Source organism: Aminipila luticellarii (assembly GCF_004103735.1).
Lineage (GTDB): Bacteria > Bacillota > Clostridia > Peptostreptococcales > Anaerovoracaceae > Aminipila > Aminipila luticellarii.
This window is the reverse complement of the sequence record NZ_CP035281.1, coordinates 879,101-903,855: the sequence shown is the minus strand read 5'-3', so window position 1 is coordinate 903,855 and position 24,755 is coordinate 879,101. Positions and strand designations below refer to the sequence as shown.

General features: G+C 42.5%; 20 protein-coding genes and 2 riboswitches. Of the genes, 3 read left to right on the top strand and 17 right to left on the bottom strand.

Features of this window, described 5'->3' with window-relative positions; translation table 11 throughout:
- Nucleotides 1-121: 121 nt before the first annotated feature.
- The 6 genes from EQM06_RS04125 to EQM06_RS04100 form a co-directional block, all read right to left on the bottom strand.
- Entirely contained in the window at nt 122-5,227 is a 5,106-nt protein-coding gene (locus tag EQM06_RS04125; protein WP_164914342.1) for an S-layer homology domain-containing protein, read from the bottom strand.
- A 150-nt stretch (nt 5,228-5,377) separates the two neighbouring features.
- Entirely contained in the window at nt 5,378-5,953 is a 576-nt protein-coding gene (locus EQM06_RS04120) for a hypothetical protein (RefSeq protein WP_128745131.1), read from the bottom strand.
- A 176-nt stretch (nt 5,954-6,129) separates the two neighbouring features.
- Nucleotides 6,130-6,855, bottom strand: coding sequence for an enhanced serine sensitivity protein SseB C-terminal domain-containing protein (locus tag EQM06_RS04115; RefSeq protein ID WP_164914341.1), 726 nt, complete (start codon nt 6,853-6,855; stop codon nt 6,130-6,132).
- A 227-nt stretch (nt 6,856-7,082) separates the two neighbouring features.
- Nucleotides 7,083-7,289, bottom strand: a riboswitch (cobalamin riboswitch).
- Nucleotides 7,290-7,406: 117 nt separating this feature from the next.
- The gene (locus EQM06_RS04110; RefSeq protein ID WP_128745129.1) at nt 7,407-7,733 is read right to left on the bottom strand and encodes a hypothetical protein; all 327 of its coding nucleotides are present in this window, start codon (nt 7,731-7,733) and stop codon (nt 7,407-7,409) included.
- Between the two features lie 271 nt (nt 7,734-8,004).
- Nucleotides 8,005-8,218, bottom strand: a riboswitch (cobalamin riboswitch).
- Between the two features lie 117 nt (nt 8,219-8,335).
- Nucleotides 8,336-8,488, bottom strand: a complete 153-nt coding sequence (locus EQM06_RS13095; protein WP_230975018.1) for a hypothetical protein — start codon at nt 8,486-8,488, stop codon at nt 8,336-8,338.
- Nucleotides 8,489-8,555: 67 nt separating this feature from the next.
- Nucleotides 8,556-10,154: a putative polysaccharide biosynthesis protein gene (locus EQM06_RS04100; RefSeq protein ID WP_128745128.1), complete on the bottom strand. Its 1,599-nt coding sequence runs from the start codon at nt 10,152-10,154 to the stop codon at nt 8,556-8,558.
- 220 nt (nt 10,155-10,374) lie between these two features.
- Between EQM06_RS04100 and gpmI the strand changes: the two genes are divergently transcribed.
- A complete protein-coding gene (gene gpmI / locus EQM06_RS04095; protein WP_128745127.1) occupies nt 10,375-11,913 on the top strand; it encodes a 2,3-bisphosphoglycerate-independent phosphoglycerate mutase in 1,539 nt (512 codons plus the stop codon).
- 63 nt (nt 11,914-11,976) lie between these two features.
- On the opposite strand, the gene EQM06_RS04090 is transcribed toward gpmI, so the two are convergent.
- A complete protein-coding gene (locus EQM06_RS04090; RefSeq protein WP_128745126.1) occupies nt 11,977-12,513 on the bottom strand; it encodes a TetR/AcrR family transcriptional regulator in 537 nt (178 codons plus the stop codon).
- A 145-nt stretch (nt 12,514-12,658) separates the two neighbouring features.
- Between EQM06_RS04090 and EQM06_RS04085 the strand changes: the two genes are divergently transcribed.
- A complete protein-coding gene (locus EQM06_RS04085) occupies nt 12,659-13,297 on the top strand; it encodes an oxygen-binding di-iron domain-containing protein (RefSeq protein WP_205666591.1) in 639 nt (212 codons plus the stop codon).
- 131 nt (nt 13,298-13,428) lie between these two features.
- On the opposite strand, the gene EQM06_RS04080 is transcribed toward EQM06_RS04085, so the two are convergent.
- The 10 genes from EQM06_RS04080 to EQM06_RS04035 form a co-directional block, all read right to left on the bottom strand.
- Nucleotides 13,429-14,280 carry an RNase LS family HEPN domain-containing protein gene (locus tag EQM06_RS04080; RefSeq protein ID WP_164914340.1) on the bottom strand — a complete coding sequence of 284 codons (852 nt, stop codon included), beginning with the start codon at nt 14,278-14,280 and terminating at the stop codon, nt 13,429-13,431.
- 140 nt (nt 14,281-14,420) lie between these two features.
- Nucleotides 14,421-15,026: a TIGR04100 family radical SAM protein gene (locus EQM06_RS04075; protein WP_128745123.1), complete on the bottom strand. Its 606-nt coding sequence runs from the start codon at nt 15,024-15,026 to the stop codon at nt 14,421-14,423.
- Between the two features lie 94 nt (nt 15,027-15,120).
- Complete coding sequence (locus tag EQM06_RS04070) at nt 15,121-16,569, bottom strand: aminoacyl-histidine dipeptidase (RefSeq protein WP_128745122.1); 1,449 nt, start codon at nt 16,567-16,569, stop codon at nt 15,121-15,123.
- 121 nt (nt 16,570-16,690) lie between these two features.
- Nucleotides 16,691-17,344 carry a CpXC domain-containing protein gene (locus tag EQM06_RS04065; RefSeq protein WP_128745121.1) on the bottom strand — a complete coding sequence of 218 codons (654 nt, stop codon included), beginning with the start codon at nt 17,342-17,344 and terminating at the stop codon, nt 16,691-16,693.
- A 1-nt stretch (nt 17,345) separates the two neighbouring features.
- Complete coding sequence (locus EQM06_RS04060) at nt 17,346-17,852, bottom strand: hypothetical protein (protein ID WP_128745120.1); 507 nt, start codon at nt 17,850-17,852, stop codon at nt 17,346-17,348.
- A gap of 31 nt (nt 17,853-17,883) precedes the next feature.
- Nucleotides 17,884-19,437 carry a glycoside hydrolase family 26 protein gene (locus EQM06_RS04055; protein ID WP_164914339.1) on the bottom strand — a complete coding sequence of 518 codons (1,554 nt, stop codon included), beginning with the start codon at nt 19,435-19,437 and terminating at the stop codon, nt 17,884-17,886.
- Nucleotides 19,438-19,453: 16 nt separating this feature from the next.
- A complete protein-coding gene (locus tag EQM06_RS04050) occupies nt 19,454-21,013 on the bottom strand; it encodes an NAD(P)/FAD-dependent oxidoreductase (RefSeq protein WP_128745118.1) in 1,560 nt (519 codons plus the stop codon).
- Nucleotides 21,014-22,297, bottom strand: a complete 1,284-nt coding sequence (locus EQM06_RS04045) for an aminoacetone oxidase family FAD-binding enzyme (protein ID WP_128745117.1) — start codon at nt 22,295-22,297, stop codon at nt 21,014-21,016. It lies immediately after the preceding gene.
- Between the two features lie 29 nt (nt 22,298-22,326).
- On the bottom strand, nt 22,327-22,899 hold the full coding sequence (locus EQM06_RS04040; protein ID WP_128745116.1) for an HdeD family acid-resistance protein: 573 nt from the start codon (nt 22,897-22,899) through the stop codon (nt 22,327-22,329).
- A 41-nt stretch (nt 22,900-22,940) separates the two neighbouring features.
- The gene (locus tag EQM06_RS04035; RefSeq protein ID WP_128745115.1) at nt 22,941-23,321 is read right to left on the bottom strand and encodes a universal stress protein; all 381 of its coding nucleotides are present in this window, start codon (nt 23,319-23,321) and stop codon (nt 22,941-22,943) included.
- Nucleotides 23,322-23,465: 144 nt separating this feature from the next.
- Here EQM06_RS04035 and dinB point away from each other — a divergent pair, with 144 nt between their 5' ends.
- Nucleotides 23,466-24,698 (top strand): DNA polymerase IV, encoded by a 1,233-nt coding sequence (dinB, locus tag EQM06_RS04030; protein WP_128745114.1) that lies wholly within the window; start codon nt 23,466-23,468, stop codon nt 24,696-24,698.
- Nucleotides 24,699-24,755: the final 57 nt, after the last annotated feature.

Genomic DNA, 24,755 nt, shown 5'->3' with positions numbered 1-24,755 from the left:
CTTGAGCTGTTAAAATCCAAGGCGTGTATTTTATATCAGATATTTTTATTGGTTGATGTATTTGGCAATCATCGTTGCCGCTTCTGCTCTTGTGGCATTATTCTTCGGATAGAAGTGCCTTTTATTTTGCAACCCCTTCTGAAAAGCGCATAAGAATGGTAGCCACCTCTGCGCGGGAAGCACTGCCATCAGGTACAAGAGTTGCGGTCGTCCGTCCATTAATCAACTCTTGACCTCTTGCCCATTTTACAGAATCCAACGCCCAACTTTGAATTTGTCCGGCATCGGTGAAGCTAGAAACTTCTCCGGCTTTGGTCACATCATATCCCTTATATTTAGCATAATTATACAAAATAGTAGACATTTGCTCTCTGGTCACATTTTTATCCGTGCCAAAGGTGTTATTTCCAATACCTGACACGATACCATTTGTGTTGGCCCAGATTATAGCATTTGTATACCACTGATCACCCTTCACATCGCTAAAACTGTTACTTCCTGTAACTGCAGGCGAACCCTCTAAGCGATATAATACGGTCACCAGCATAGCTCTACTCATCTGAGTGTTTGGACTGAAAGCAGTCGCAGAAGTACCGTTAAACAGACCATTTCTTGTAGCAAACGCCACAGCCCCATAGAACCAACTATCTGACTTTACGTCAGCAAAAGGATTGGTCCATGCATCATACCCCACTGCATAGCGAGATAGGTGAGTCGTAGAGAAGGTCGCCATTTCTATACTCTTGCTATAGGTACAATTAATTTTTTCAAGTCCCGCTTGATCGTTAAGATACCATACCGCAACACCGCTTTCTTGCTGACCTGCCTTAAGCTTATACGGCAGTGAAATCTTTATACTCTCACCGTCAAAGCTGCTAATATTTTCTTTTCCGCTTATGATAGAAACCTCATAAACCGTACCATCACCTGTAAGCTTCTGCTGTGATGTGGATAAGGCGGATTGTTCCAGCTTTTCAGCGGATTGTTCCAGCTTTTCAATAGAAATTATTGCCGTTGTTCCGGTCATCTGAGAAGCAATAGAATCAAGCACCTTATTCGGAAGCGTTACATAGCCCTCCGGCGTTTGGAGTTTCAAGTCTGCTTTGGTCTGCTTGGCAACTGCACTTAGGGCTTCCTTGTTTAATTCAATCCTGACTGCCGTCACTTCTCCCTTGATAACAGGCGCAATAACGATATCGCCGCCTGTCTTTGTGCTTACGATAGCATCCTTCAAGTCTGATAACGTCAAGGAGACGCTGGCTGCCCCATTACTGATTTTTGCAGTTGGTTCAAGCCTTACATCCGCCGTTTTCTCTGCAGCAGCAGTACTTCCTCCGCTCCATTTTTCACTGCCTTCCTCTTGGGTATAATCATCTGTGTAATGCCATACGATCTTTGAACCATTTGAAACCTTGCATGCTTTTAAGCCTACTGATGGATGGGTGCCATCTACCACATACATCCACCCGGAGTTTGGGCCATTATCAAATTCTCCCAGCCATTCACCATCTGGATTTTTAATTTTAGAAACATAATTACTGTCTGCTCCTACTGAATCTAAACCATACTGTGCGAGCGCCCTTGTGAGCACCTGATAAACCGTTACAGACGAACTGTTAAAAGTATAGGAAGTCTCTGGTATCCATGTTTCAAATTTTCCTTTATTCTTGGCATAAATATAAACTGGTGTGGTGTCACCATGTTTCTCACCTCCGAGCAATTTAAAGGTCACTGTCATGGTTTTTACTGGATCTGTCGGGTCTGACAATTTTTTGATCATTTCCTCTGCCGCTGTCAATCGTTCTAAAACAGAAGTTCCAGCCCAATCAATCCACGTTTTTTGTTCTGCTGTCAAAGCATTATAAGCCTTTCTCGCTGTTTCTACTTGTGATTTATCGTCTAAAGTAATAATAAGCGAACTTGGCAGTGCTAAAATTGTCTCAAAAGCAGATTGAGCATCATTTCCTGCTTCCAAACCAATAATCGCTCCTTGGCTGTTTCGGAACTTCAATAAAGTGGCTGCATTAGCTGTTTCCTTGTTTGTTTGAGACAGTCCTTCATAAAAGTCACGAACAGCAGCAATGCTTTCTTTGTCCTGAGCTGTAATACTTTCAGGAAGTGCATTAACCATGTCATTGAACATATCCAAAGGACTTCCTACTAAGACATCTGCTTTCAGTCCTGTATCTATAGCCGACATAGCTTCATAGAGTGCAAAGTATTCCTTCCCGCATTTGGAAATGTTGTTTGTGTCTTCTTCAGCTGTTTTGGCTGCCGTTAAAGCACTTTGTACGGCATTTCTCTCAGTCTCACTGCCAGCAGAACCGCCCATCAAGGCCTGTCCGTCTTTCAGAAGCTTCTCATACTTAGCATCCGTCAACGTATATCTCTGCCATACGTTGCTGCCATGGAGAATATCTCCCAAAGCAATGATCACATCTTTGCTGTAGCCAGAAAAACCTTGCCGATTATAGTTAAACTCGCCATCTTCCAGCATATACTCCTGCTTTAAAGCAGTTAAAGGGTCTCTTCCGCAGGCCGCAAACAAGCTTCCCTGCACATCCATACCCGCTCCTGCAATACCGGTCATCACGCACCCATGCGTCATGGTATTAATTGTAAGATAGGATGGGTGTTTGAACATACCTATTTCCTCACCGGAAGTCATCTGAGTGTTCACTATGCTGGATGCCCATCGAGCAATTTCCAGCGGTGTCATATACTCTGCGGCGGCAGCCATCGCCCAACCTCGCATATCCAAATCGCCGCTGGCCGTCATCGCCTGATTCTTTACAGCAGTTTTTAAAGCTTCGGGTATTTCTGCTCCTGCTGCTTTGAACGCCATAAGAGTCCAAATATTATTGGCAAACGGGCCAAAGTTTCCTGTGCCGTCATTTTCTTTCATCAATTCCGCTACATAATCCGTTCCTTTATAATTATACGGATTCTGTCCCAGCATGATCAGCTCTAAAATTACCGCGGCATAATCGGTAGCCTGCCTGAAATTGTGCTTAGTCACATCGTAGACGTAAGAACCTTCCAATGCTTTCAGTGCATCTTTTTCTTCTGTTACATTCTCGGGATCCATGGTGGAGATGGTCTTATACAATTCCCAATAGCTATCGGAAATATCCTTCTTCTCTTCTTCTGGCCGACTATTCCACCCTGACAGCATGTCTTCCGCATAAGCGGCTGTTTGCTTATTTACCTGAAACAGGGGTACTGTCGCTCCGCCAATTCGGGTCAAAAATATGTATGTCTGCTTAGAAATGCCGTCAGCCGCTGTAACCACCAGCTTGTGCACAGGAAGAGAAGCATCCAGACTTATCGTGCCTTTTTCTCTGTTCACCCCATCCACAGCAAAAGTAATCCCATCAGGCACATCCACCATAAAAGAAAGTTCTCCTTCCGATGAAGGCAAATCTACATAATAGTTATATACTCCAGACGAAAAAACTGCCGGTGTCTCGTCCTCTGTAGCCAAGGTTCCGCCGTTGACGGTCAGTGAATTGATGTCTGTCTTGCTGGAAGCACGGACAATTTTAATGGTATGCGTCTTCTCAGTACCATCTGCCGCTGTCACCTTGACCAAAATCTCGTTCTTATGCCATGTATTGACTGGAGTGAACTGATTGCCCCATGGGGCTCCGTCAATCATTGTAATCGCCGCTACAGTAGGAGTGTCTGTATTTCGATTTGGATAATCATAAATATAGTCCTCTCCTTCAGCAGAACTCAAGGTGTCCACCACCTCAGCTTTTGCATACGGGTCGGATGTTTTCAAATTCAAAAGAATGGTTTCATGAGTCCAGCCAATTCCGTTGCTAGGCTTAGTCTCATTTACAATTCCATTCAAGAAAAACCTCTGATCTGCCATTTTGGGCATTTTTTCTGGCAAGGCAATCACATACCCCTCCCCATCTTCTGCCACCTGAGCCGGATAAGCGGATTGAGCCGGGTTGTTGTTATTTGAAGTATACTGAGTCACACCGATATAAGAAATATCCGTATTATTAGACGGAGGATCAAGTTCTTTTTCCTCTCCTGCATAATAAATTAGATAGACAAATCCCTGATAAGCATATGGTAAACTGTTATAAAAGCCTCTTTGAGCAAGGTTTTTTGTATTAGCAAAGTTCGTAGCCTTCAAATCACTGTCGCCACTATTTGCACAAAAAAGTGAAACAACATTTAACCCCGGTTTTAAGTTTAAATTAGGGCTATACCGTTCTTCATTTTCGTTGCTGGCTGTATCAAAGCGAACTGGATCGCTGCCATTCAGGCTGACCCAATTCTGATCTGCCACCATCCATTTTAAACTCTTTTGTGTTTCATCCCGAGCTGTAATATTTCGATGAACCTGCAGTTCTACCGAAGAAGTATCTTCATCTGCCTCATAAATCCGGAATAAACTGTTAAGATCACCGTCTACCGGCTTCATATCGGTATTGAGATCTACAAGGTTAACCGCATCCAGTAGAGAAACCGACAAAGGATCAGTAGCAGATTTCACATATGCAAGAATCCACGTATAGGTTTTCTGATTACCATCCTCCGCCGTAGCTGTGACCTGCAAAGCATATGCACCATCATAAGGATAATCAAGTGTGACCTCAAAATCTCCACCAAAATCTTTCGGTTGTTTTGTAATAGTCCAGAACTTTCCAGTCGACTGATTCGTCGTACTATCCCCATTTAGGATAGGATGGCTTATACTGATGGAAATCAGCGAATCAGATGCAAAGTGTCCCGTGATAGCCTTTCCAAGAAAGGTAGTACTTGTAGTTAATACCCATACTGAAGGATCTTTTTTCAAAGGCTGTGCTTCGTCAGAGTTGAACAGAACCTTTTCCAATGTAATTTCCTGCGGATCAGCAGCTTCTAAAGTAACAGGGGCTATGCCCTCCTCCGTCTTTTGCAGCGAGAGCTCTGTTGTCTCCTGAGCCTTTTCTGTATCACCCGAAGTCTGTTGACTGCCGTCTGTTGACAATTCCTGCGGCTCTTGAACTGCTTCCGGTATTTCTTCTTCTGTCTTTTCTTCTTGCATCCCCTCATTTCCAGACTGAGATACTTCTTCCTGTGCCGCAAGCTGGTCTGTCACGCCGGATTCTTGACTCACGGCTTCTTGCTGCTCCTCTGCAAAAACATTGCTCACCGGCAAGGCTGACAGCAGAGCTATGCAGCAGAGCAAACAAGTCCATCGTTTTATTTTTTCTCTATATTTCATTTTATGTTTCATCTGTTTAACCTACAATCTATAAATAATAACGAAAAAATCTCTATAAAGCTCAGTCTTCAAGGACTGAGCTTTATAGAGCAGTCAACAGTTCTTTTTACAAAAAACCATCATCCATTGGTTTGATACTAAAACCTGTTTTTACCAAGTCTCGGTGTTTTCCTGATATACAACACGAACTACGTCTCCGTCTTTAATCTGAACATTGCTGGCATATAGGCTGGTCAGTGTACCGTTCAGATAAATAGACCAGGAGTATCCCTTCCAAGAGTTGCTGGTCGAAGACTCAGTGATAGTACCGATATTAAACAGTGTCGTGATATATGCACCGTTTGGAGTGCTATAAGTATCCCAGCCCATAGTGAATCCGGCCATGCTAGGGCTGTACTGATGATAAGCATTGTAAATGGCATCCATAACGGTCGGATAACCGGCCAGCTCATGAACAGCTCCTGCATCAACTGGGAATTCGGTGCTGAACGCTCCTGCCGACGCATACTCCACAGTTTTACTTACTGCAATAGCCGGAATATCATGGTCAACATCATTGATATCCGTCACCGTTCCTTCTGTGGCTTCAAATTGTACATTCACCGATATAGGATAGGTAGGTGTTACAGGCGTTATACTGCCGGCAAATGCCGTAGCTGACGTTGCGAATACCATGGCTACTGCCATTACGAAAATCATCATTCTGGATCTTAAAATTTTCTTCATTTTATATATCCTCCTTGAACTTTTATCGGCTTATTTAATCAATAAACCGCTCTTCTGAAATAAAATCAACTAGCTAAAAACTCAAGTCAAAACTACCTCCTTCCCTTTTGATTTTATATCCAAACACCGAAGTGCTTGAAACAATTTCATCCGAACCGCCTTCTTTTCAGCAGTCTCTAGTTTTGAACCAACTCATAAATCTGGGTCTGTTTCATATTTTCTGTAGAAAAGTTAGAACTTTTCTGCACTAACTCAAACCGCTCCCCAGACTTCATGTAGGGCTTGACTACTTCCGCCACCTGAGGAAACACTTTCGTCTTCTCTCCGTGGAAATCCATCAACAGCAGCCAATAATCCTCACTTTCCCCTTCTCTTTGTGCTTTTATCATCCATGCAGCCTCGATTTGACGATGTTCTGTAAAAAAACAATTCAAGGCAGCTTTCAATCCTGTAGGCAAGACCTCTGGCGTCCGCAGCATAATCTTCCCTTGAAATTCTTCTCTTTTTAAAGTCATGCCCATGGTTCGTGCATCTATCAGTTCCATAACTTCCCTGTCCAATAGAATATTTTCATCAAAGGGATTGAGTGCCACACCGTTGATTTTCTCTGGAGAATCAATAATCAGATATTTGAGATTTTCATAGGTCATGGAAACCAGATTTTCTCTTTGAAAGCGGCCTATGTTTGCCTCTTTGTCTAAAAAGGCCGGGACAAATTTTCTTCCTTCACCGGTCAGCAGCAAAGCAAAGCCTTTTTTGTTGCCGTCAACCGCTTGGGGCACTCTAGGAATCCATAGCTCTGTTTTCACCAGTTCCTTAAAAAACTGGTCTTCACAGGCTCTGGTTTTTTCCTGCATGAGCAGCTTATATAAATCTATTAGTTGATTTTTTCTATCTTCCATGTGATGCCCTCCCTTTTGCTCCATTTGTCCACATCTGTCTTATCACTTTGCCTGTTAATCATTTATTTAGGGTAATATTTTGTGAGAATCAAATGATTTATGCAAACAAAAAAACTGTGACCTTACGTCACAGTTCCGTTTTTAACTGTATTCTAATGCACTTTAAACCGTTGCTAAACAAACCCACACCTTTTTCAAGCGTGCTGTTAAGTTTTTTTCCCTTACCGAGGACTGTTTAAAACTATGTCTGTTTTCTGACTCGTGCATCCTCATCTTTCGCCTGCCTTCCCAAGTTCTCACTCAGTGACTGCTCATCTTAAGAGCTACGGCTCAGACTCCTCACTTACAGCGGCGGTACCGTCCCGGACTTTCACCGGAGTTCCCTTTACCCACATGCGGTTTCCCGCTGCGGTACATAAAATACATTCCAAATTTTCACTTTTTCTTTGTTTACTTCATACTATCAACAAATTTCTGGTTTGTCAATCTGTATTCCCAATTATTTCATTCCTAAGATTCGTCTTTTTTCGGCATTTCTATCTCATCTTAAGCTATGCCCTGAACCAATGATTGAAGTTGCACAGAACCCTTTCTTTGGGCCAAAACAGGCAAAAACTGCCATAGGGTTCTCCCAAGCAGGCCCATACCTTTTCACCGTTCTCAATCGCCTGTCCAAAGGTCAGATTGGGAATCATCAATTTAATATATTCGTTTTCTTTATCCCTGATAACCTTCCCCTCTTTAATCGGATTTTGCTTAAACTCTTCCAATTTTTCCCTAAGGTTTTCAATGGTAGTCTTTCCGGAAACAACATCAGAAAAAACATCCACATCCACACAGGATACATTGTCGGGGTTTTTAAACCAATTAATATTCATCTTCTCTCCTCCTCCAAATCCAAATTGATTGCCTTTTTTAGAATAGAGAGTTTGACATCCATTTTTTATACAATAGAAAGCAGATTTTTTCTACTGTATAAAAATAAGCTGCAGCATAAATGCTACAGCCCGTATTTCTGTGCAATGAAAAACTAAAAAATTTCTAGCAGCTACAACTGCTGAAATTATTATATAAGACCTGCGGCCACATAAATGGGAGCAGGGCTTCAAACGTATTGCTACGTCTAAAAGCTTACCGATCACCCGTCGGCATCCTTTTTCATTTCATGCAGTTCTTCTGGCTCGCGAATCATCATTATTGCCACACCTTCCCAAACTGCCGTTCAGTGGTGCATATACCTTTTCATATATGCTGTGGCAGAACTATCGCTTACAGCGGCGGGACCGCACAGGACTTTAACCTGTTTCCCTCTTAGCTGTTTACTCTGTTCAGAGTAAACAGAACATCAAATGCTCTATTCAATTCTCTATAAACTCATGTTACCATCAGTACTACCTTTTTGTCAACCTCCGATGGAAAATATTAGCCTTAATTCATTTGATAATTTTGATAACTTCATTTGATTTTACTGTCAAAAATTCTACTGCAATTTCCGTAGAATTTCCCGCTGTAATTCCCGAAACATGCTCACATAAAGCTTCTTCGTTTTCAACACAATATCGTACGGCTCATCATATTTATAAACGTCTTCCAGATTATTTAACGCTTTGCTGAAATTCTCAAACTGTTTCATAAAAAGAACATCTCCTTTTACGCTTGGACCGTCTCCTTCTTTTGCCTAGTTGAATCCGCCAATAGCATTATACCAGCTTACATTTTTTTAGAAGCTTTACCAAGGCTCCTCCTTTTGGCAGCAGGATAATCTCATTTTCTTCGATGGCTTTTATCTTGAGCAGCATGATCCCGTATACTGCCGCACCGATGCCAATCGCTACTACGGTAGCCAGACTGTTCCCTATTGCTCCGGAAAGTCCTTTATAAGCTCCGATTACTAACACGAACATAACGATACCGGATAGAAGCGGTTTCCATACAGAAAGCTTTAAATCAAATGTAATCCCAGTCATTTTTTTAACCGCTGCAAAATTTATAATTCCAATGGTAATATATCCAAGTGTACTGCCGATTGCCGCGCCCTCTACGTTCAGCTGCGGCAAGCCCGTTAAAATAAAAGTGGATGCACATTTCACAACAAAGCCCGCTGCTAAGCCCCAGACCGCTATTCCCGGCCTGCCAAGTCCCTGCAGCGTTCCCGCCATAGTTTGAGCGATGCAAAGGAATACAATTCCTATGGCAAGGAAGAACAGACAGCCGGAAGCATTTACCGCACTTTCTGCTTGAAGGGGGTAAATCAGTTTCATAATAGGTTCTGACAGAGCCATTAAGCCAAAGCTGCACGGAACCCCAATAATCATAGCCGTTCTAAGACCCAGCCGCACGTTCATCTTTAAGAAAGCAGTGTCCTTCGTGCTTGCCGCAGCTGCAATGGCTGGTACCATGGATAAAGCCATGGACAGAGCCAGCGCCATCGGAATGTTTATGACCGGACCTGCCATCCCTGTCAGTTGTCCGTAAAGGGCATTGGCTTCTTTGGCGGTAAACCCAACGCCCTGCAATCTTCTCATAACGATTACAACATCTGCAATGTTCATGATCGGCAGGATGGACACACCTATGGTAATAGGAACAGCAATAGCCGCTAAGGTTTTTAAAATGCTTCCCGCACTTTCTTGGCTTGCGTCGCTTGTTTCATTTTTAAGAGGCAGTCTATTTTTCTTGTAGAAATAAATAACAATCAATACAAGAACGCCCGCAATGGGTCCGATGCTTGTCCCAACTGTAGCTCCGGCTGCTGCGTATTCAAGACCTTTGGGAACCAGCATTACGGCCAATACCAGACCAATCGTCACCCTGACCGCCTGTTCCATGAGCTGCGAAGTAGCTGTAGGCCCCATCTCCTGCATTCCCTGAAAATATCCTCTGAAAACTGCCATAATCGGTACAAAAAGAAGCGCCGGGGCGATGGCAAGCATGGCATAATAAGCACCGGGATTGCCCAGTGCATTTACGATAGGCTTTGCCCCAAAGAAAAAGATGGAAGAAGCCACTATACCCAAAAGAAACATCAGTATAAAGGATAATTTGAACACTCGGTGTGCCTCATCACTTCTTCCGACGGCTATACGCTCCGAAGTCATCTTTGAAATGGCGGCAGGCGCACCATTTGTAGAAAATACAAGCAGAAATACATAAATCGGATAGGCTGTCTGATAATATCCCATACCGTCAGCTCCTATGATGTTTCCAAGAGGAATTCTAAAAATTGCTCCCATAACTTGTACTAATAATCCTGCGATGCCTAAAATCGCAGCACCCTTTAAAAATGATTTCTTACTCATCTATATAAATCTCCTCTGATCCTTTGTTTTTATATTTCCTCGATCGTCATTTAGCGCAAACGAATCAATTATATATTATACCAAAAAAAGTGCTCCGGTGTATATGTTTTCTTTGTGAATTTTGTTATACTAATCTTAAACAACTTCAAATTGTTGCCTGTCCTCCAAAACTCTTGTAATCAGGACAGGAAAATAATAAGAAATAGTAAAGAGGTAGAACATGAATAAATTTGCCAGACCAACTATGCTGATGATTTTAGACGGCTATGGAATAAATAAGAATACGTACGGCAATGCCATTGCAGCCGCTTCAAAGCCTAATTTAGACAAAATTTTTGAGAAATATCCGCATACTACCCTAAAAGCCTGCGGACTTGACGTGGGACTCCCCGCAGGGCAGATGGGCAATTCGGAAGTAGGGCATTTGAACATCGGTGCCGGCAGAATTGTTTATCAAGAGCTGACTAAGATCACAAAGGAAATTGAAGAAGGAAGCTTTTTTGAAAACAAAGTAATTCATGAAGCTATGCAGCACGCCATAGAAAACCACTCTGCTCTTCACCTGCTTGGATTAGTTTCGGACGGAGGAGTTCACAGTCACATTGGACATCTTTTTGCCTTATTGGATATGGCAAAGAAAAAAGGGGTGGAGACAGTTTATGTCCATGCACTTTTGGATGGAAGAGATGTACCGCCCAGATGCGCCAAAAAATATATAGAGCAGCTTGAAGCCCACATGAAAGAAATCGGTCTTGGCAGCATTTCAACGGTTGCCGGCAGATATTACGGAATGGATCGGGACAAGCGTTGGGAAAGGGTGATTAAATGTTATGATGCCATGACCTTGGGCAAAGGTGTGCAGGCAAAATCGGCCGTCGAAGCGATTGAAACTGCTTATGATAAGGATCAAAGCGATGAATTCATCGTGCCTGCTGTTATTCAAAGCGGAAACTCTGCCCCTGCTACTGTCAAAGACAAGGATGCGGTCATTATGTTCAATTTCAGACCGGATAGAGCAAGAGAAATAACAAGAGCTTTTGTCAGCGATGATTTTGATGGGTTTGAAAGAAAAAAAGTGATCAAGAATCTGTTCTACGTTTGTATGACTCAATACGATGCGGAAATGCCCCATGTATCCGTTGCCTTTCCGCCTCAATCCCTAAAGAATACGTTGGGAGAATATCTGGCAAAACAGAATCTAACTCAGCTCCGGATCGCTGAAACAGAGAAGTATGCCCACGTCACCTTCTTTTTTAACGGCGGCGTGGAAGCTCCGAATAAAGACGAGGATCGCATTTTGATTCCGTCCCCTTCTGTTGCCACCTATGACTTACAGCCGGAAATGAGTGCATACGGCATAACAGAAAAGGTGCTGGAACAGATTCATAAGGAAACATATGATGTCATCATCTTAAATTTTGCCAATGCGGATATGGTCGGCCATACGGGCGTTTTTGAAGCTGCTGAGAAAGCGGTTGAAGCCCTTGACAACTGTGTAGCACAAATCGCAGACGCCATACTTGACAAGGGGGGACAGATTTTATTAACAGCGGATCACGGGAATGCGGACTGTATGCTCAACGAAAAGGGCGAAATTGTTACCGCACATTCCTTGAACGACGTACCTCTGGTGCATATCGCAAAAGAACCGGTTCATCTGAAAGACGGAGGAATTCTGGCGGACATTGCCCCTACTATGCTGGATCTGATGGGAATAGCCATACCGGATGAAATGACGGGAAAAAGTCTGATTGATTAGGGTATGGAATAACTTCCAAATAGTCAGATGCCTGCTTGCCGGTTAGTGTAAAGCTGAAAAAAGCTACTTTAACCACATATAAGGGCGTAAGTTTGAAGGATAATATGAACATGTAATTTTTGTTATTTCAGCAGGTGTTTCTTTCATACCACCCTCGAACCACAAAAGGAAAACATTATATATTCCCCCTGTGTGGTAGCGTGTAGCATAGTGACTTTCAACTGTTGTATCAGTGTGTATGGCTGAAAAAGCTTCATCCAATGCTTCAAGGATAATATGAGTTACATTAGCTCTGTGCATGAGTAGTAATTCTTTTTTATAACCATAATAATGGGTAAACATTTCAAGTAAATAATTTGGTATTGATGTAGGCTCTGATGAAACGCTGAAATAGTGTTTATAGATAATTTGCTTAAAGTAATATTTAATAATTTCATTTTTTGAATTGAAATTCCGATAGAACGTGGAACGATTTACTCCAGCTTTAGCTGCAATTTCGCTGATAGAAATATCGGCATAATCTTTTTTCTCCATCAGCATTAAAAGTGCCTCCGCCATGTATCCTTTCATCATATCGGATGTTGTATTTTTTCTTCTCATAAAGCAACAACCCTCCCCTCTTTGTTGCAATTAAGGCTGGCATACTTGCCAACCTGTCCAAACTTAAGATATAATAAAAGCAACAGATGTGGCTTTTATTATATCTTAAAGCTATTTTGTATGTCAATATGAAAGGAAAATGAACATGACAAATATTTATTCAGATCTTTACCAATTTACTGATGTGATGGAGCCGATAAAACTTTCCATGCACCAATACTTGTTGTTGACCGATGAACCAGTGCTAATTCAAACGGGTGCTGTTCCTCAAGCGCAGAAAACGCTGCCACAAATTAAAGAGCTTTTGGGCGGCAAACCGCTAAAATACATCCTTATTTCTCATTTTGAAAGTGACGAGTGCGGCGGCTTATCTTTGGTTCTTCAAGAATTCCCCGAGGCAATCCCTGTATGTTCAGAAGTCACAGGACGGCAGTTATGGGGCTTTGGGCTTGCTCGAAATATCCAAATCAAACAACCGGGCGAAACCTTTAGCGGAAATGATTTCGAGTTTAAGACAATTAGTTACCCATCAGAAATGCACATGTGGGAAGGTCTACTTTTTATGGAAACAAAACGTAATATTTTTTTCAGTAGCGACCTCATGTTTCAGATGGGAGAAACACACGGACAGGTTATCGAAAGCAACTGGCCGGACGCAATAAAAACAAGCGGAGCCGCCCAACTTCCAACTCCGGAAATGCAAAACAAGTTATTGACTGATTTAGAAACACTTTCTCCTGCTTTTATTGCATCAGGACACGGCCCCTGCATAAAAATTGTTTAATATATAATCTGGGATACGAGGTGGTAGGTAATTAAATACGCACTTTTAAGGTCTTCCAATGACAGTATTGCGATTGGAGGGCCTTTCATGTATATTCAAATTGTTCCGATCAACTGAGACTTTATTTTTGATTATTTATGTATGTTTATATAGGATGTCTCAATCAAATTCAGTACATTATTTACAATTTCATCAGCCTCTGGTTTATCTTTAAGCATAGTTGTCCCTATCAAAAGCTGCTTTTTGTAAAAAACGACATGTCTGCTATTCATTAGATAATGATACAGTCTTTCCAGTTCTTTCTGATAATTTTCATCTGCAATTTTTAATGCAGTGCTTTCCCTCATTAGCTCTTTATCAAATACCTCCAAAAAATTATACCCTATATGAATTCCTTTTATCCCGAACAGATACTTCATATATCCTTCTAGGGCTCGCAGGGCCGGAAAAGCGTAATAAGAATACTCTTCCTCAAGCTTCTTTACCGTTCTCAGAGAAATAGATGGAGACAATAATTTCAAGACCATATCATCTAGTTTTCCATAAGAACGCGGCAATAAGGTTTCCATTTCACTTCTTACATCTTCCGTTTTGATATTCACATCATGAAAACGATTAATCGCCCCTACCATATCATCGACGGATACATCATCACAATAGGATAAAAAATATATAGCTTCCCCCTGCAAATAGGAAGGTTTCCCTTGCAGGTCAATCGTTCCGCTCTGGTATAAGCGGACGCTCAAGGGCTCTCCAATATCACTTGTAAATTTATAGATTTCATAAGCCGGTTGTTTTTCTGCTTTTCCGTGCGCAGGTTGCTTATTCACCTTTTTATGGCTTACTGGTTTACTGACCAAGGTAGTCAAATATTCAACTAACGCAGATCCCCATTCAAATGGCAGATTTTTAAAAGCATAAGTTCTATCATCTGCTTTGGCTATTTCTTTATAATTAGTAGAAGCGCCCTTTTTCTTCGCCACGTTTTTGTCCTCCTTGATAATGCGATCTTTTTCTTTCAGTATATCCCATATTTTCCTAAATTTCTACATTTGAATTTCGACAAAAATAAATCCCCCTCACTTATATAAGCAAAGGGGAATAAAAAAATTCTATTAAACTATTACCTTACCCGAAACTTTACGCCAAGTTCTTCGGCTATTCTCCTGCATTCTTGAATGTCTTCTTCCGGTATGACGCCCACCACCGACATCCGCACATCGGGAACGTATTGTTTCACATCCTCTGTCCATTTCAAAATGGCATCAAAGGATTGAGGCCCAAATTCAGGATGACATAAATTGAAATACTTTTCAGCGGTAGGAGCATTTAGGCTGACAGAAACGGCATCTACCACGCCTTCCAGCAGCGGAGCTGTTTTCTTTTTATGAATGAGATCTGCCAGTCCGTTCGTATTGATTCGGATAGGTTTATCGGTAAACGCTCTTATTTTTTTAGAAATGTCGATTAACTCTTCCAATCGTTCCATGGGTTCGCCGTACCCGCAGAAAATAATTTCATTTACCTTTGTCTTTTTCTCACAGATCTCCTCTTTTATACGCGATACCACCTGGTCTGCGGTGGGTTCTTCCTCCAGCCACAGATTATCCGCATCACCCAGATTATCTGTATAGTTTCTGATACAGAAATCACAGCTGTTGGGACATCTGTTTGTCAGATTGATGTACAAGCTCTCTCCATAAAGATACACAATTGTTCCTTTTTGCATGTTGCCTCATCTCCTAACCTTATGCTAAAACGAATTCTTTATGCCCTGTCTTATAGTATTTATACTTTGTTTTCACTTTATCTCTTTATCGTATCTATTTGCTTTCTTTCAAGACTTCCAGCAATAAATTCCAGGTTCTCTCTACAGAGGATATGCTCAGTCTTTCTTCCACCGTATGAACGCCTGTCATGCTTGGTCCGATGGAAATGCAGTCTACGCCTTCTATCTTTTCTGAGAAGAATCCGCATTCCAGACCTGCGTGAATGGCTTCGATAGCAGGTTTCTTACCGTACTGTTTTTCAAATACTCGAACCACTGTTTCCCGAAGAGCGGAGTCTTTCTTGAATTCCCAGCCCGGATAAGCTCCTGCAAATTCCACCTTGCCGCCTAAGAACTCCAAAATGGACACGATTTTGTCACAAACGGCATTTCTGGCAGTCTCGATAGAGCTTCGAACAGAAAGAACCAGATGAATACCGTCTTCAAAGAATTTCAGAATGCCCAGATTCAAAGAGGTTTCTACCAATCCCTTTATATCTGCGCTCATAGCCTGAACTCCGTTTGGAAGATTTAAAAGCATGAAAACAGTTTTGTCTACAGATTCTTTATTTAAAACCTCCGCACTTGCTTTTCCCAGATTTTCCATTGTAACAGTAATGGCCGGATCACTGGTCTTATACTCGTTTCTCAGCATCTTTTGGCATTCCTTTACAACACCTTCTGCTTTTGACACGTCGCTCTCTGATACGATCATATTTAATACTGTCTCTCTTGGTATGGCATTGTCTGCCTGTCCGCCGGTTATATCTATGATATGCAGATCCAGCTCCTTTTTCAGATTGCAGAGCAGTCTGCCCATAAGAATATTGGAGTTTCCGCGTCCTTTATCGATTTCGGTGCCGGAATGTCCGCCGCTCAAACCGGATAATACGATCTGAACACGAGCCCCCTCTACTTTTTCACGGATAACCGGAAGTATGCACTCGGCAGTCACCCCGCCTGCACAGCTCACAGTAATAATTCCTTCCTCCTCAGAGTCCAGATTGATCAGCTTTTTGCCTTGAAGCATGGAAACATCTATCGCCTCGGCTCCATAAAGGCCGGTTTCTTCATCCACTGTAAATACAGCTTCTATTTTCGGGTGCTCAAGACTGTCGGAATCCAATATGGCCAGTGCCATAGCTATGGCGATACCGTCGTCTCCACCGAGAGTGGTGCCTTCTGCATAGAGCGCATCTCCGTCGATTCCCAGAGTAAGTCCGTCCTTTAGGAAATCAATACTGCTCTCGGCTGTTTTTTCACAGACCATATCCAAATGTCCCTGAATGATAATGGCCGGAGAATTTTCATATCCTTTGGACGCCTCTTTGATGATGATCACATTGCTGAGACTGTCTCTATGATATTCCAAATGATGTGCTTTCGCAAAAGCAACACAATAATCGGCTATAGGCCCCATGTTTTCGGAGCCGTGTGGAATACTGCACAATTCTTCAAAATACCTGAATACACTTTCTGGCTTTAAACCTTTTAATACTCCCATTTCTTACCTCTCTTCCATATGTAGGAACACATCGCTTTTTCTTAATTATACCATATCATTACAAAGATTACAAAATATTGTCAAATAATTTTGTGATCTTTTAAGAAGGCTCGGGTCCAATCTATGCTAATATTTTGCCGACCCATTCCACGTTGATGGCCTGATAGCCTTCCTTGGTGTTTTCTTCAATGGATTCCTTCAGGTTGTCCATAGTTTCCTTGATCAAATTCTGCTCAATGGGGATAAAGGATTGCTTTCCGTCGTTGAACATAATGACGATCTGGTGCTGTCCGTCCTTTCCCGGATAATAGAACATGCCCGCAATGCTGTCTACATCCATGCCCTCATTGCCTGATTTGAATAAAATCAGCATTTTGATGATCTCTATCACCCGGTCATCCAGCTTCATGTCGTGTATCATGATTTTCTCGGCCATTTCATTCACCGTGCCCACCGCTCGATACACATATCCCTGTTTTGCCTGCATTTCAAAAGTTTCCGGAGACTGGAACAGAATTTTATTCATTTCCTCTATGGCCTCCTGCTCGGTCGTTAAATATACCATCAGATGCTTCCCCATATCGTGGTATAGACAAGGATATGTTATAGGGAATTTTTTTCCGCATTTCTCACAGTGAAAGACAAACAGCTCACCGTTCAGGACTTTTTCTTTCAGCTGGGGGTCGATGTCTGCCAGAATGCTCTGCCACCGTACGAAATTCTGCTTATTTCCGCACTCAGGGCACTCGATTTCATTGGTTATACATTTTGACATATCATTTTTCCTTTCTTTTCCTGCTTGCTATTTCAAACGCATTTTTCAGCATCATATTTTTAAATCTTCGTATGGTCTCTTTCTCTAAATCCGGAACATTGGCCATGCTTACGATTTCAATTTTGTTGAAATAATCGGAAGCTGTCAAGGTTTCTACTACCTTTCTGTAAATGACCTTAGTTACCGTCTCATTGTCCTCCTGCAAAAATATAAGAAAGCTCATCCTCCCCCAGGCCTTTCCAAATTCAATATGAACCGGACTGCTGGTCACCTTATGAATCAGTTCTTCTACTCCATTTTTCAATTCTCCGCCGATCACATCGACAATCCCATTATTTATCATAAGGAAAAAGCTCATGCCGAAGCCTGCGGCCAGAATAAAACCGAGAGCATAGCCCCAAGCTCCCGAAGCGTAATAAAACATCAGCATGGAAAGGGGAATAAACAAAAGTCTAATCCCCTTAAAAAACATGATTTTCATATTTACTTTTTTATTTGTATTTTGCATTTTCGATTCTCTCTTGTATAATTATTTTCTTTTATGCATACACATCTTTGTCCCATGAGCTCTTTAAATACTTTTTAAAAATATCCAGCAGAGCCGGTGTTTCATCCATAAAATAAGATCTGGCTACGTTTCCGTTTGCGTCCCAGTCACATCCATCCCACCATACGGCAGCTTTGATGCGGTCATAATCTTTTATGGTATTGAACATGTTAATGACCCATTGGTTCTTATCTCCGCCCATGCTGGCACTGGAGAACTCTGTGATCATCAGCGGCTGCTGAAATTTCGCACAGTAATCATAATAAAGTCCCTCATACAGCTCTTTAAATTCGTGCCACTTCTCCCCGGTGGAAGCGTAGTAGGTGCCGGTATTATACGCCGTCATACCTACAATATCCACATATTTATCTCCGGGATAATACATCATTTCATCATTCCAGTTGAAGTTCGGGAAGGAAGCACAGTTTGGATTCCAAATCCAGATGACATTCTGTGCGCCGGCCTTTTCGAAAAAGCTGTACACATATTTGTAGAACTCTTTATACATGGTCGTATCTCTTGATGTATTGTAGCTGGAATACGGGCACCAGTCTCCATTCATTTCATTGCCCAAACGAAACAGAACAGGATGTCCAAAATCTGCAACGACCTGAGCATAATCCCTTAAAAATTCATCATACTGTCCGTCCAGTATGTCGTATACCATGTTTCCGTCCTGCTTCCACGTGGTCTGCAGGGTAAGCTCCAGGACCTTATTGTGATCATACGCCGTGTCTAATCTCTGTTTCAGATTCGGATGCTTATAAGTATTGTCAAATTCACTGTAATTTAAAAGAATCGGAAATTGATAATCAAAATAATATTGATAATAATCCAGCATAGTATAATCAAAAGCAGAAGTGTCCGGTTCAAAAATTCCCCATGTCAGATCAGATTCATCACTGAAATACTGCTGATAAAAAGCTTTTGTTTCATCATTCCAGTTCTTATCATCCAAATCTGTTTTCTGAGCCACTCTCATATAGGCTGCCTTGGTCGGTGCGAAGGTACTGAAATGATCGATCAAATAAGTGTATCCGCCCATGTTTGCGATGGGATCTGTGGCCTTCATAAATATAGTATAGCAATAATTGCCCTGCTGTATATCCATGCAGATGTAGTAATTTTTGTCATTTGCCACTCGAGACAGCTTATTTCGGTGCCATACCACAATGTTGACCGTGTGTCCGTTGATGGTCTGCACACCGTTGTATTCCGTCACATGATCATTGGTATTGCTCAGAAATTTATTGGAATAGTTAATGTATCCGGCCTTACCTGTGCTGCCGATATATTGCTTATAAATTTCTATTCTCTTATTTGTATTTTCCAGTATGGTTCCCACGCTGGAATATCTCATGTCTACATTCATGCCGTGATCCACATTCAGGCTGTACCCGTCTACATAATTAGTAAAAAGGTCATAGGCTCCGGCATCTGTTAAGCTGTATTGTTCAGATGTCATGGCGGAAGATTCGGCAAAGGCTGCTCCTGTTGTTCCGAAAATCATGGCAAGTAGTACGAATACTGCTAAAATCTTTTTCAAATTAATCATTCTCCTCTCAAGCTTCTGTTTTCTGTTTTTCCTGTATCGGTCTGTATTTTGCTGCAATTTTTTCCGCAATCTTTATTCCGTCCACTGCCGCCGAAGTGATACCTCCTGCATAACCTGCGCCTTCTCCGGCAGGATATATTCCCTTAAAATTGCTTTCAAGTAATTCATCCCTTACAATTCTTACAGGAGAAGAGCTTCTGGTTTCAACCGCTGTTAAAACGGAATCCGGAGCGTCAAAGCCTTTCAGCTTTTTCCCCAGATGGGGCATGGCTTCCAGGATGGCTTCCACAGCAAAATCCGGCAAACAGGCTCGAACTTTGTTTCCTTGAACCGACTCTTCGTTAAACTCTTTCCATGAAGCTTTCGGTGCCTTATAACAGCTTCCGCCTTCCAAAAATGCTTTTCTCTCATATTTTTCCTGAAACGCTACGCCGGCCAAGGGATGTTCGGAGCCGAAGTCCTCGGTTCGGACATCTACCAGAAGCGCACTGTTTGCATATTTGCTGTCTCTTGCGTGATAACTCATGCCATTTGTGACCACTCCGCCGGTTTGGGAAGAAGCCACGATAACTTCCCCTCCGGGGCACATGCAGAAGGTATACACCCCTCTGCCGTTTGGGCATCTGTAGGATAATTTATAATCTGCCGCACCCAGACCGGTCTCTGTTCCGCCGTACTGGGCTTCGTCAATCATTCTCTGTAAATGTTCAATCCGCACGCCGATAGAAAACGGTTTTTGAGACATAAAAAGACCCTTCTGATTCAGCATCCGGAACGTGTCTCTCGCACTGTGACCAATAGCCAGAATCAGATTCTCTGTAGGAATCCATTCCTTCCCATTGATTTCTACGGCTTCTACAGCACCGTCCGTCTCTCTTATATCTGTCAATTTGGAAGCAAAACGGATTTCGCCTCCGTTTTCAAGAATTTTCTTTCGGATATTCACGACGACCCGGCGAAGTACATCAGTTCCTATATGCGGTTTCTGCTTATAGGAGATTTCTTCGTTTGCTCCGGCTCCGATCAGTTCCTGAACCACTTTATGAATTCGATAATCCTTGATCTGAGTCGTGAGCTTACCGTCTGAAAAGGTTCCGGCACCGCCTTCGCCGAACTGGACATTGGACTCTTCATTTAAAAGCCCCTCCTGCCAGAATGCCTGCACATCGGAGACTCTCTCTTCCATTCGGTTTCCTCTCTCGAGTATCAGCGGTTTATATCCCATCTCTGACAATATCAAAGCGGCAAACATTCCGCAAGGTCCAAAACCTGCTATAATTGGTCGATTCTTCATGTTCTGAGTACCAAAAGGTACAAATTTATAGTGATTGTCAGGGGCTTCTGTTATGTTTAATTTTGAAGCTTTTGAAGAAATATCTGCATTGACAGAGAAATCAACGGTATACACTCGTTTAATGTGTTCCTTGTCTCTTGCATCAATAGACTCCCTAATTATGTTATAATCAGTTACAACAATATTATCCCTGCCAAATTTTTTTGATATTTTTTGAGGGATGATAGACTGATCTTCCTTTAAATTTAGTTTAAGCTCGCTGATTCTATACATTTATTCTCCTATTACGGTCTTCTGCGCAAGAGCTTTCGCCGCACTTTTCCCCGCCTTTATTCCGGTAAGCCATGCATGGTGCAGATTGTATCCGCCGCAAGGACCGTCATAGTCAAGGATTTCACCGGCAAAATAAAGTCCTTCTTCCATCTTGGATTCCATAGTATCCATGCAGACCTCATCCAGAAGGACTCCGCCTCCTGTGCATTGAGCCTCTCTCCAGCCTTTTGCCCCGGTCACCGTATATCTGCTGCTTTTTAGCAGCATGGCGATTTCTTCTATACCTTCATACGTTATATTTCCTACGGTACTGGTCTTGTCTCCCAGTACTTCCGATATGATCTGTTCTCCCAGCTCCATATTGATAACGGAAGCCAGATACAGCGGTGCGGGAACGGCCGCCATCACGAATCTTCTCTCCTTTAAAAACTCGATCACTTCGTCTTCCTCCATCTCCGGCAGAAAATCTATTTCAACGGTATATTTTTTGAAAGCTTCGTCTAAGTCTATGCTTTCCGGTTGTTCCAATATAAGGTATCTGGTCAAATTAAAAATACAGATACCGGACAGTCCCTCCTCCGTAAATTGTATTTCTCCGCACTCTTCGGCGATAGGCTTTTCATTCTTCAATAAGGTAACCTTTCCCTTTGCTCTTATACCCTTTAAAGATTTTTTTATTCCCTCGCATTGGATCGGCATAAGAGCCGGGTGTAATTTTGAAACAGTATGTCCGAAGGCTTTGGCTATTGCATAGCCGTCGCCTGTGGTTCCGAACTGAGGGGCGGATTTGCCTCCGCAGGACATGATTACTTTTCTGCACGGTATAAAGACTTTTTCTTCCGCACAGTCAATATGTATATTGAACTCTTTTTGTTCTTCTCTTTTGACTTTTATAATGCTCAATACCTGACAATTGGTAAAAATGGTGATGTTCAGCTTTTTAGCCCGCCATTTCAGAAGCTCTGTCACTGCGGCAGCCTGTTCGCTTCGAGGATAGACACGGCCTTCCTCCTCCTCTTTCAGCATGATACCGCTGCTGTATAAAAAGCTCTTTACTTCTTCATATTCCTCACAGGAAGAATTTGTAATATTACATCTGCCATTTCCTGTGGCGAGAAGTTTTTTGCCTATGTCTTCTTTCTTTTCTATGATGCAGACGCTTAGCGTGGGGTTCTGTTCCATGATGCTGATGGCTGCCGCCAAGCCGGAGGCTCCGCCCCCAATAATGCATATGTCAAAGAAAATATCATACAACGATTTCGTACATTTTTGATTATTACCCATAACTTTACACCTCGTATCCGAATTCTTTCCTAGCGTTTTTCCTGTCTTGCTTCCTTATCTCTTTCTCTGTATGTAAGATGATGACGCCTTTTGACATGAGGAAGAGAAATACCAAATATTAACACATTCGTACCCTGCATTAAAAAGAATATTCCTATTAATATTCCTAAGGCTATCCCGCCAGCATTAAAGTTAAAAAAAGAATAGATTCCGGACAAGGTACAAATCAGTCCCAAGCCCATAGTCCAACTCCAGGATTTGTTTTCCTGTTTCTTTAAAGTCAGCGCCCCCACCAGACGGCTGCACCCGGAAAACAGCATCCACATGCCGAAAAACATCAGAATCATTAGATCCGTTGCCAGCTGGTTCGACAGTACGATGCAGCCTAAAATGATTCCCACCAGCGCATCCGATAAGACCCAGCCCAATCCGTCCGGTCTTTTTTTCGTCTTGATCAGTGCTGCCGCTACGACCGCACCGTTAATCACCATGGCGGTTCCCAGCACAAAGGCCAGTGCCGCAAAAGCCACCCCTTGATTGGCTATGCACCACAATCCCGTCAGGATCAGCATCACTCCTGAAATAATTGTTAAAACTCTCACAAATCAGTACCTCCATTCCCTCTGACCTTACTGTGGTAAAACTACTGCGCCGGCACCACAATTAATTCTGCTCTGTCTTTGATCTTTTCTCTGAATGAATCGATCAGGTTGTCTGCCGCCTTTGCTTCTCCGGATTCGCCGAAAACAACGTGAGAAATCTCGTTCTTGTTTACCAGATCTACCAGAGTATCCAACACGTGATTGGATCGAACCACCGTCAAATTTGCACCATATTCCAAAGCTTTTTCATATAAATATTCCAAAGCTTCACCTTCTTTATTGTTTCCCAGGAATTTGAATTGATAATGCGCTACATGTATAATGAACAGTTCCCCCTCTTCCTTTCCGAGAAGTTCATGCCCATATTTGATCAACCGTTCGCAGGTTTTTTGCTTGGTAACGCAGACCATAACATTTTTCATAGGAATCCCCCTTTATATCTATCGTTTTAATCGATTGTCTAACTCATCAATTATACACTAGAATTTTAAATTTTTCTAGTATAAAATACAAGTAGGGGTTTAAGTCAAACCCGATAAAAGAATGCACAGGAGGTGGGAGCATCGATGGACAGAACGATTATACACTGCGACATGAACGGATTTTTTGCATCGGTCGAATTGCTCGCAAGGCCTGATTTAAAAAGCGTACCTATGGCGGTGAGCGGTAACCCGGAAAGCAGGCACGGCATTATACTGGCAAAAAACGAACTGGCAAAAAAATATGGGGTCGTGACTGCCGAGACCATTTGGTCTGCCAAAAAGAAATGTCCCGGCTTGCAGCTTGTCCGCCCTCATCACGATAAATATAAAAAATATTCCCGGATGATCAATGACATCTACTTTCGTTTTACCGATATGGTAGAACCTTTCAGTATTGACGAGTCTTGGCTTGATGTGACGGGAAGTCTGAAGCTCTTCGGAAGCGGTGTTCAAATTGCGGACCAGATCCGTGAAACAGTAAAGCAGGAGCTGGGGCTGACCCTTTCCGCCGGCGTATCTTACAACAAAATTTTCGCAAAGATGGGCAGTGAATATAAAAAACCGGATGCCACCACTGTGATCGACCGGACAAATTTCAAAGAATTGCTTTGGCCCATGGATATTTCAGACATGTTCTTCGTGGGTTCTGCGACGGCAGATAAATTGAAACGCATGGGAATCCTGACGATCGGTGATTTAGCTTCTTCTCATAGAGAGGTTCTGCAGGGCCTGCTTGGCAAACAGGGCGGTCTTCTCCACGATTATGCCAACGGCCTGGATGACAGCCCGGTCGCAAGCTCCTATGACAAACGGCAGATAAAATCCGTGGGAAACGGCATCACTTTTAAGAGAAACCTGATTTCCTCCGAGGATGTACAGACCGCATTGAAAGCCCTTTCAGATACGGTTTCCAGCCGCCTGCGTGCAGACCATCTGAAAGCCGCCGGGATTAAGCTGGATATTAAGGATCCGTATTTTAAGACCATTTCAAGGCAAAAGCAGCTGGACTCGGCCACCAATATTACAGATGAAATCTATGCGGCCGCTTATTCCCTCCTACTGGCTTCCTGGAAACTGGGAAATCCCATCCGCCTGTTGACGGTAACCGGCATCAACCTCACAGATGAAAATGAGTCCGAGCAGCTCAGCCTGTTTGCAAAGGACGTACAGTCCCGGGAGAAAAACACTAATTTAGATAAGACCATGGATGCCATACGGGGAAAATTCGGCGGACAGGCTATCACCTTTGGCGGAATTCTAAAAAATGATTTGGGGATCGGACACTTGGATAAAGAAGAAGAGCAGGAAAAAAAATAACAGGAAGAATTCATTTCTCCCTGTCTTACAGAAGGCTGCTAAAAATTTTTCAGCTCA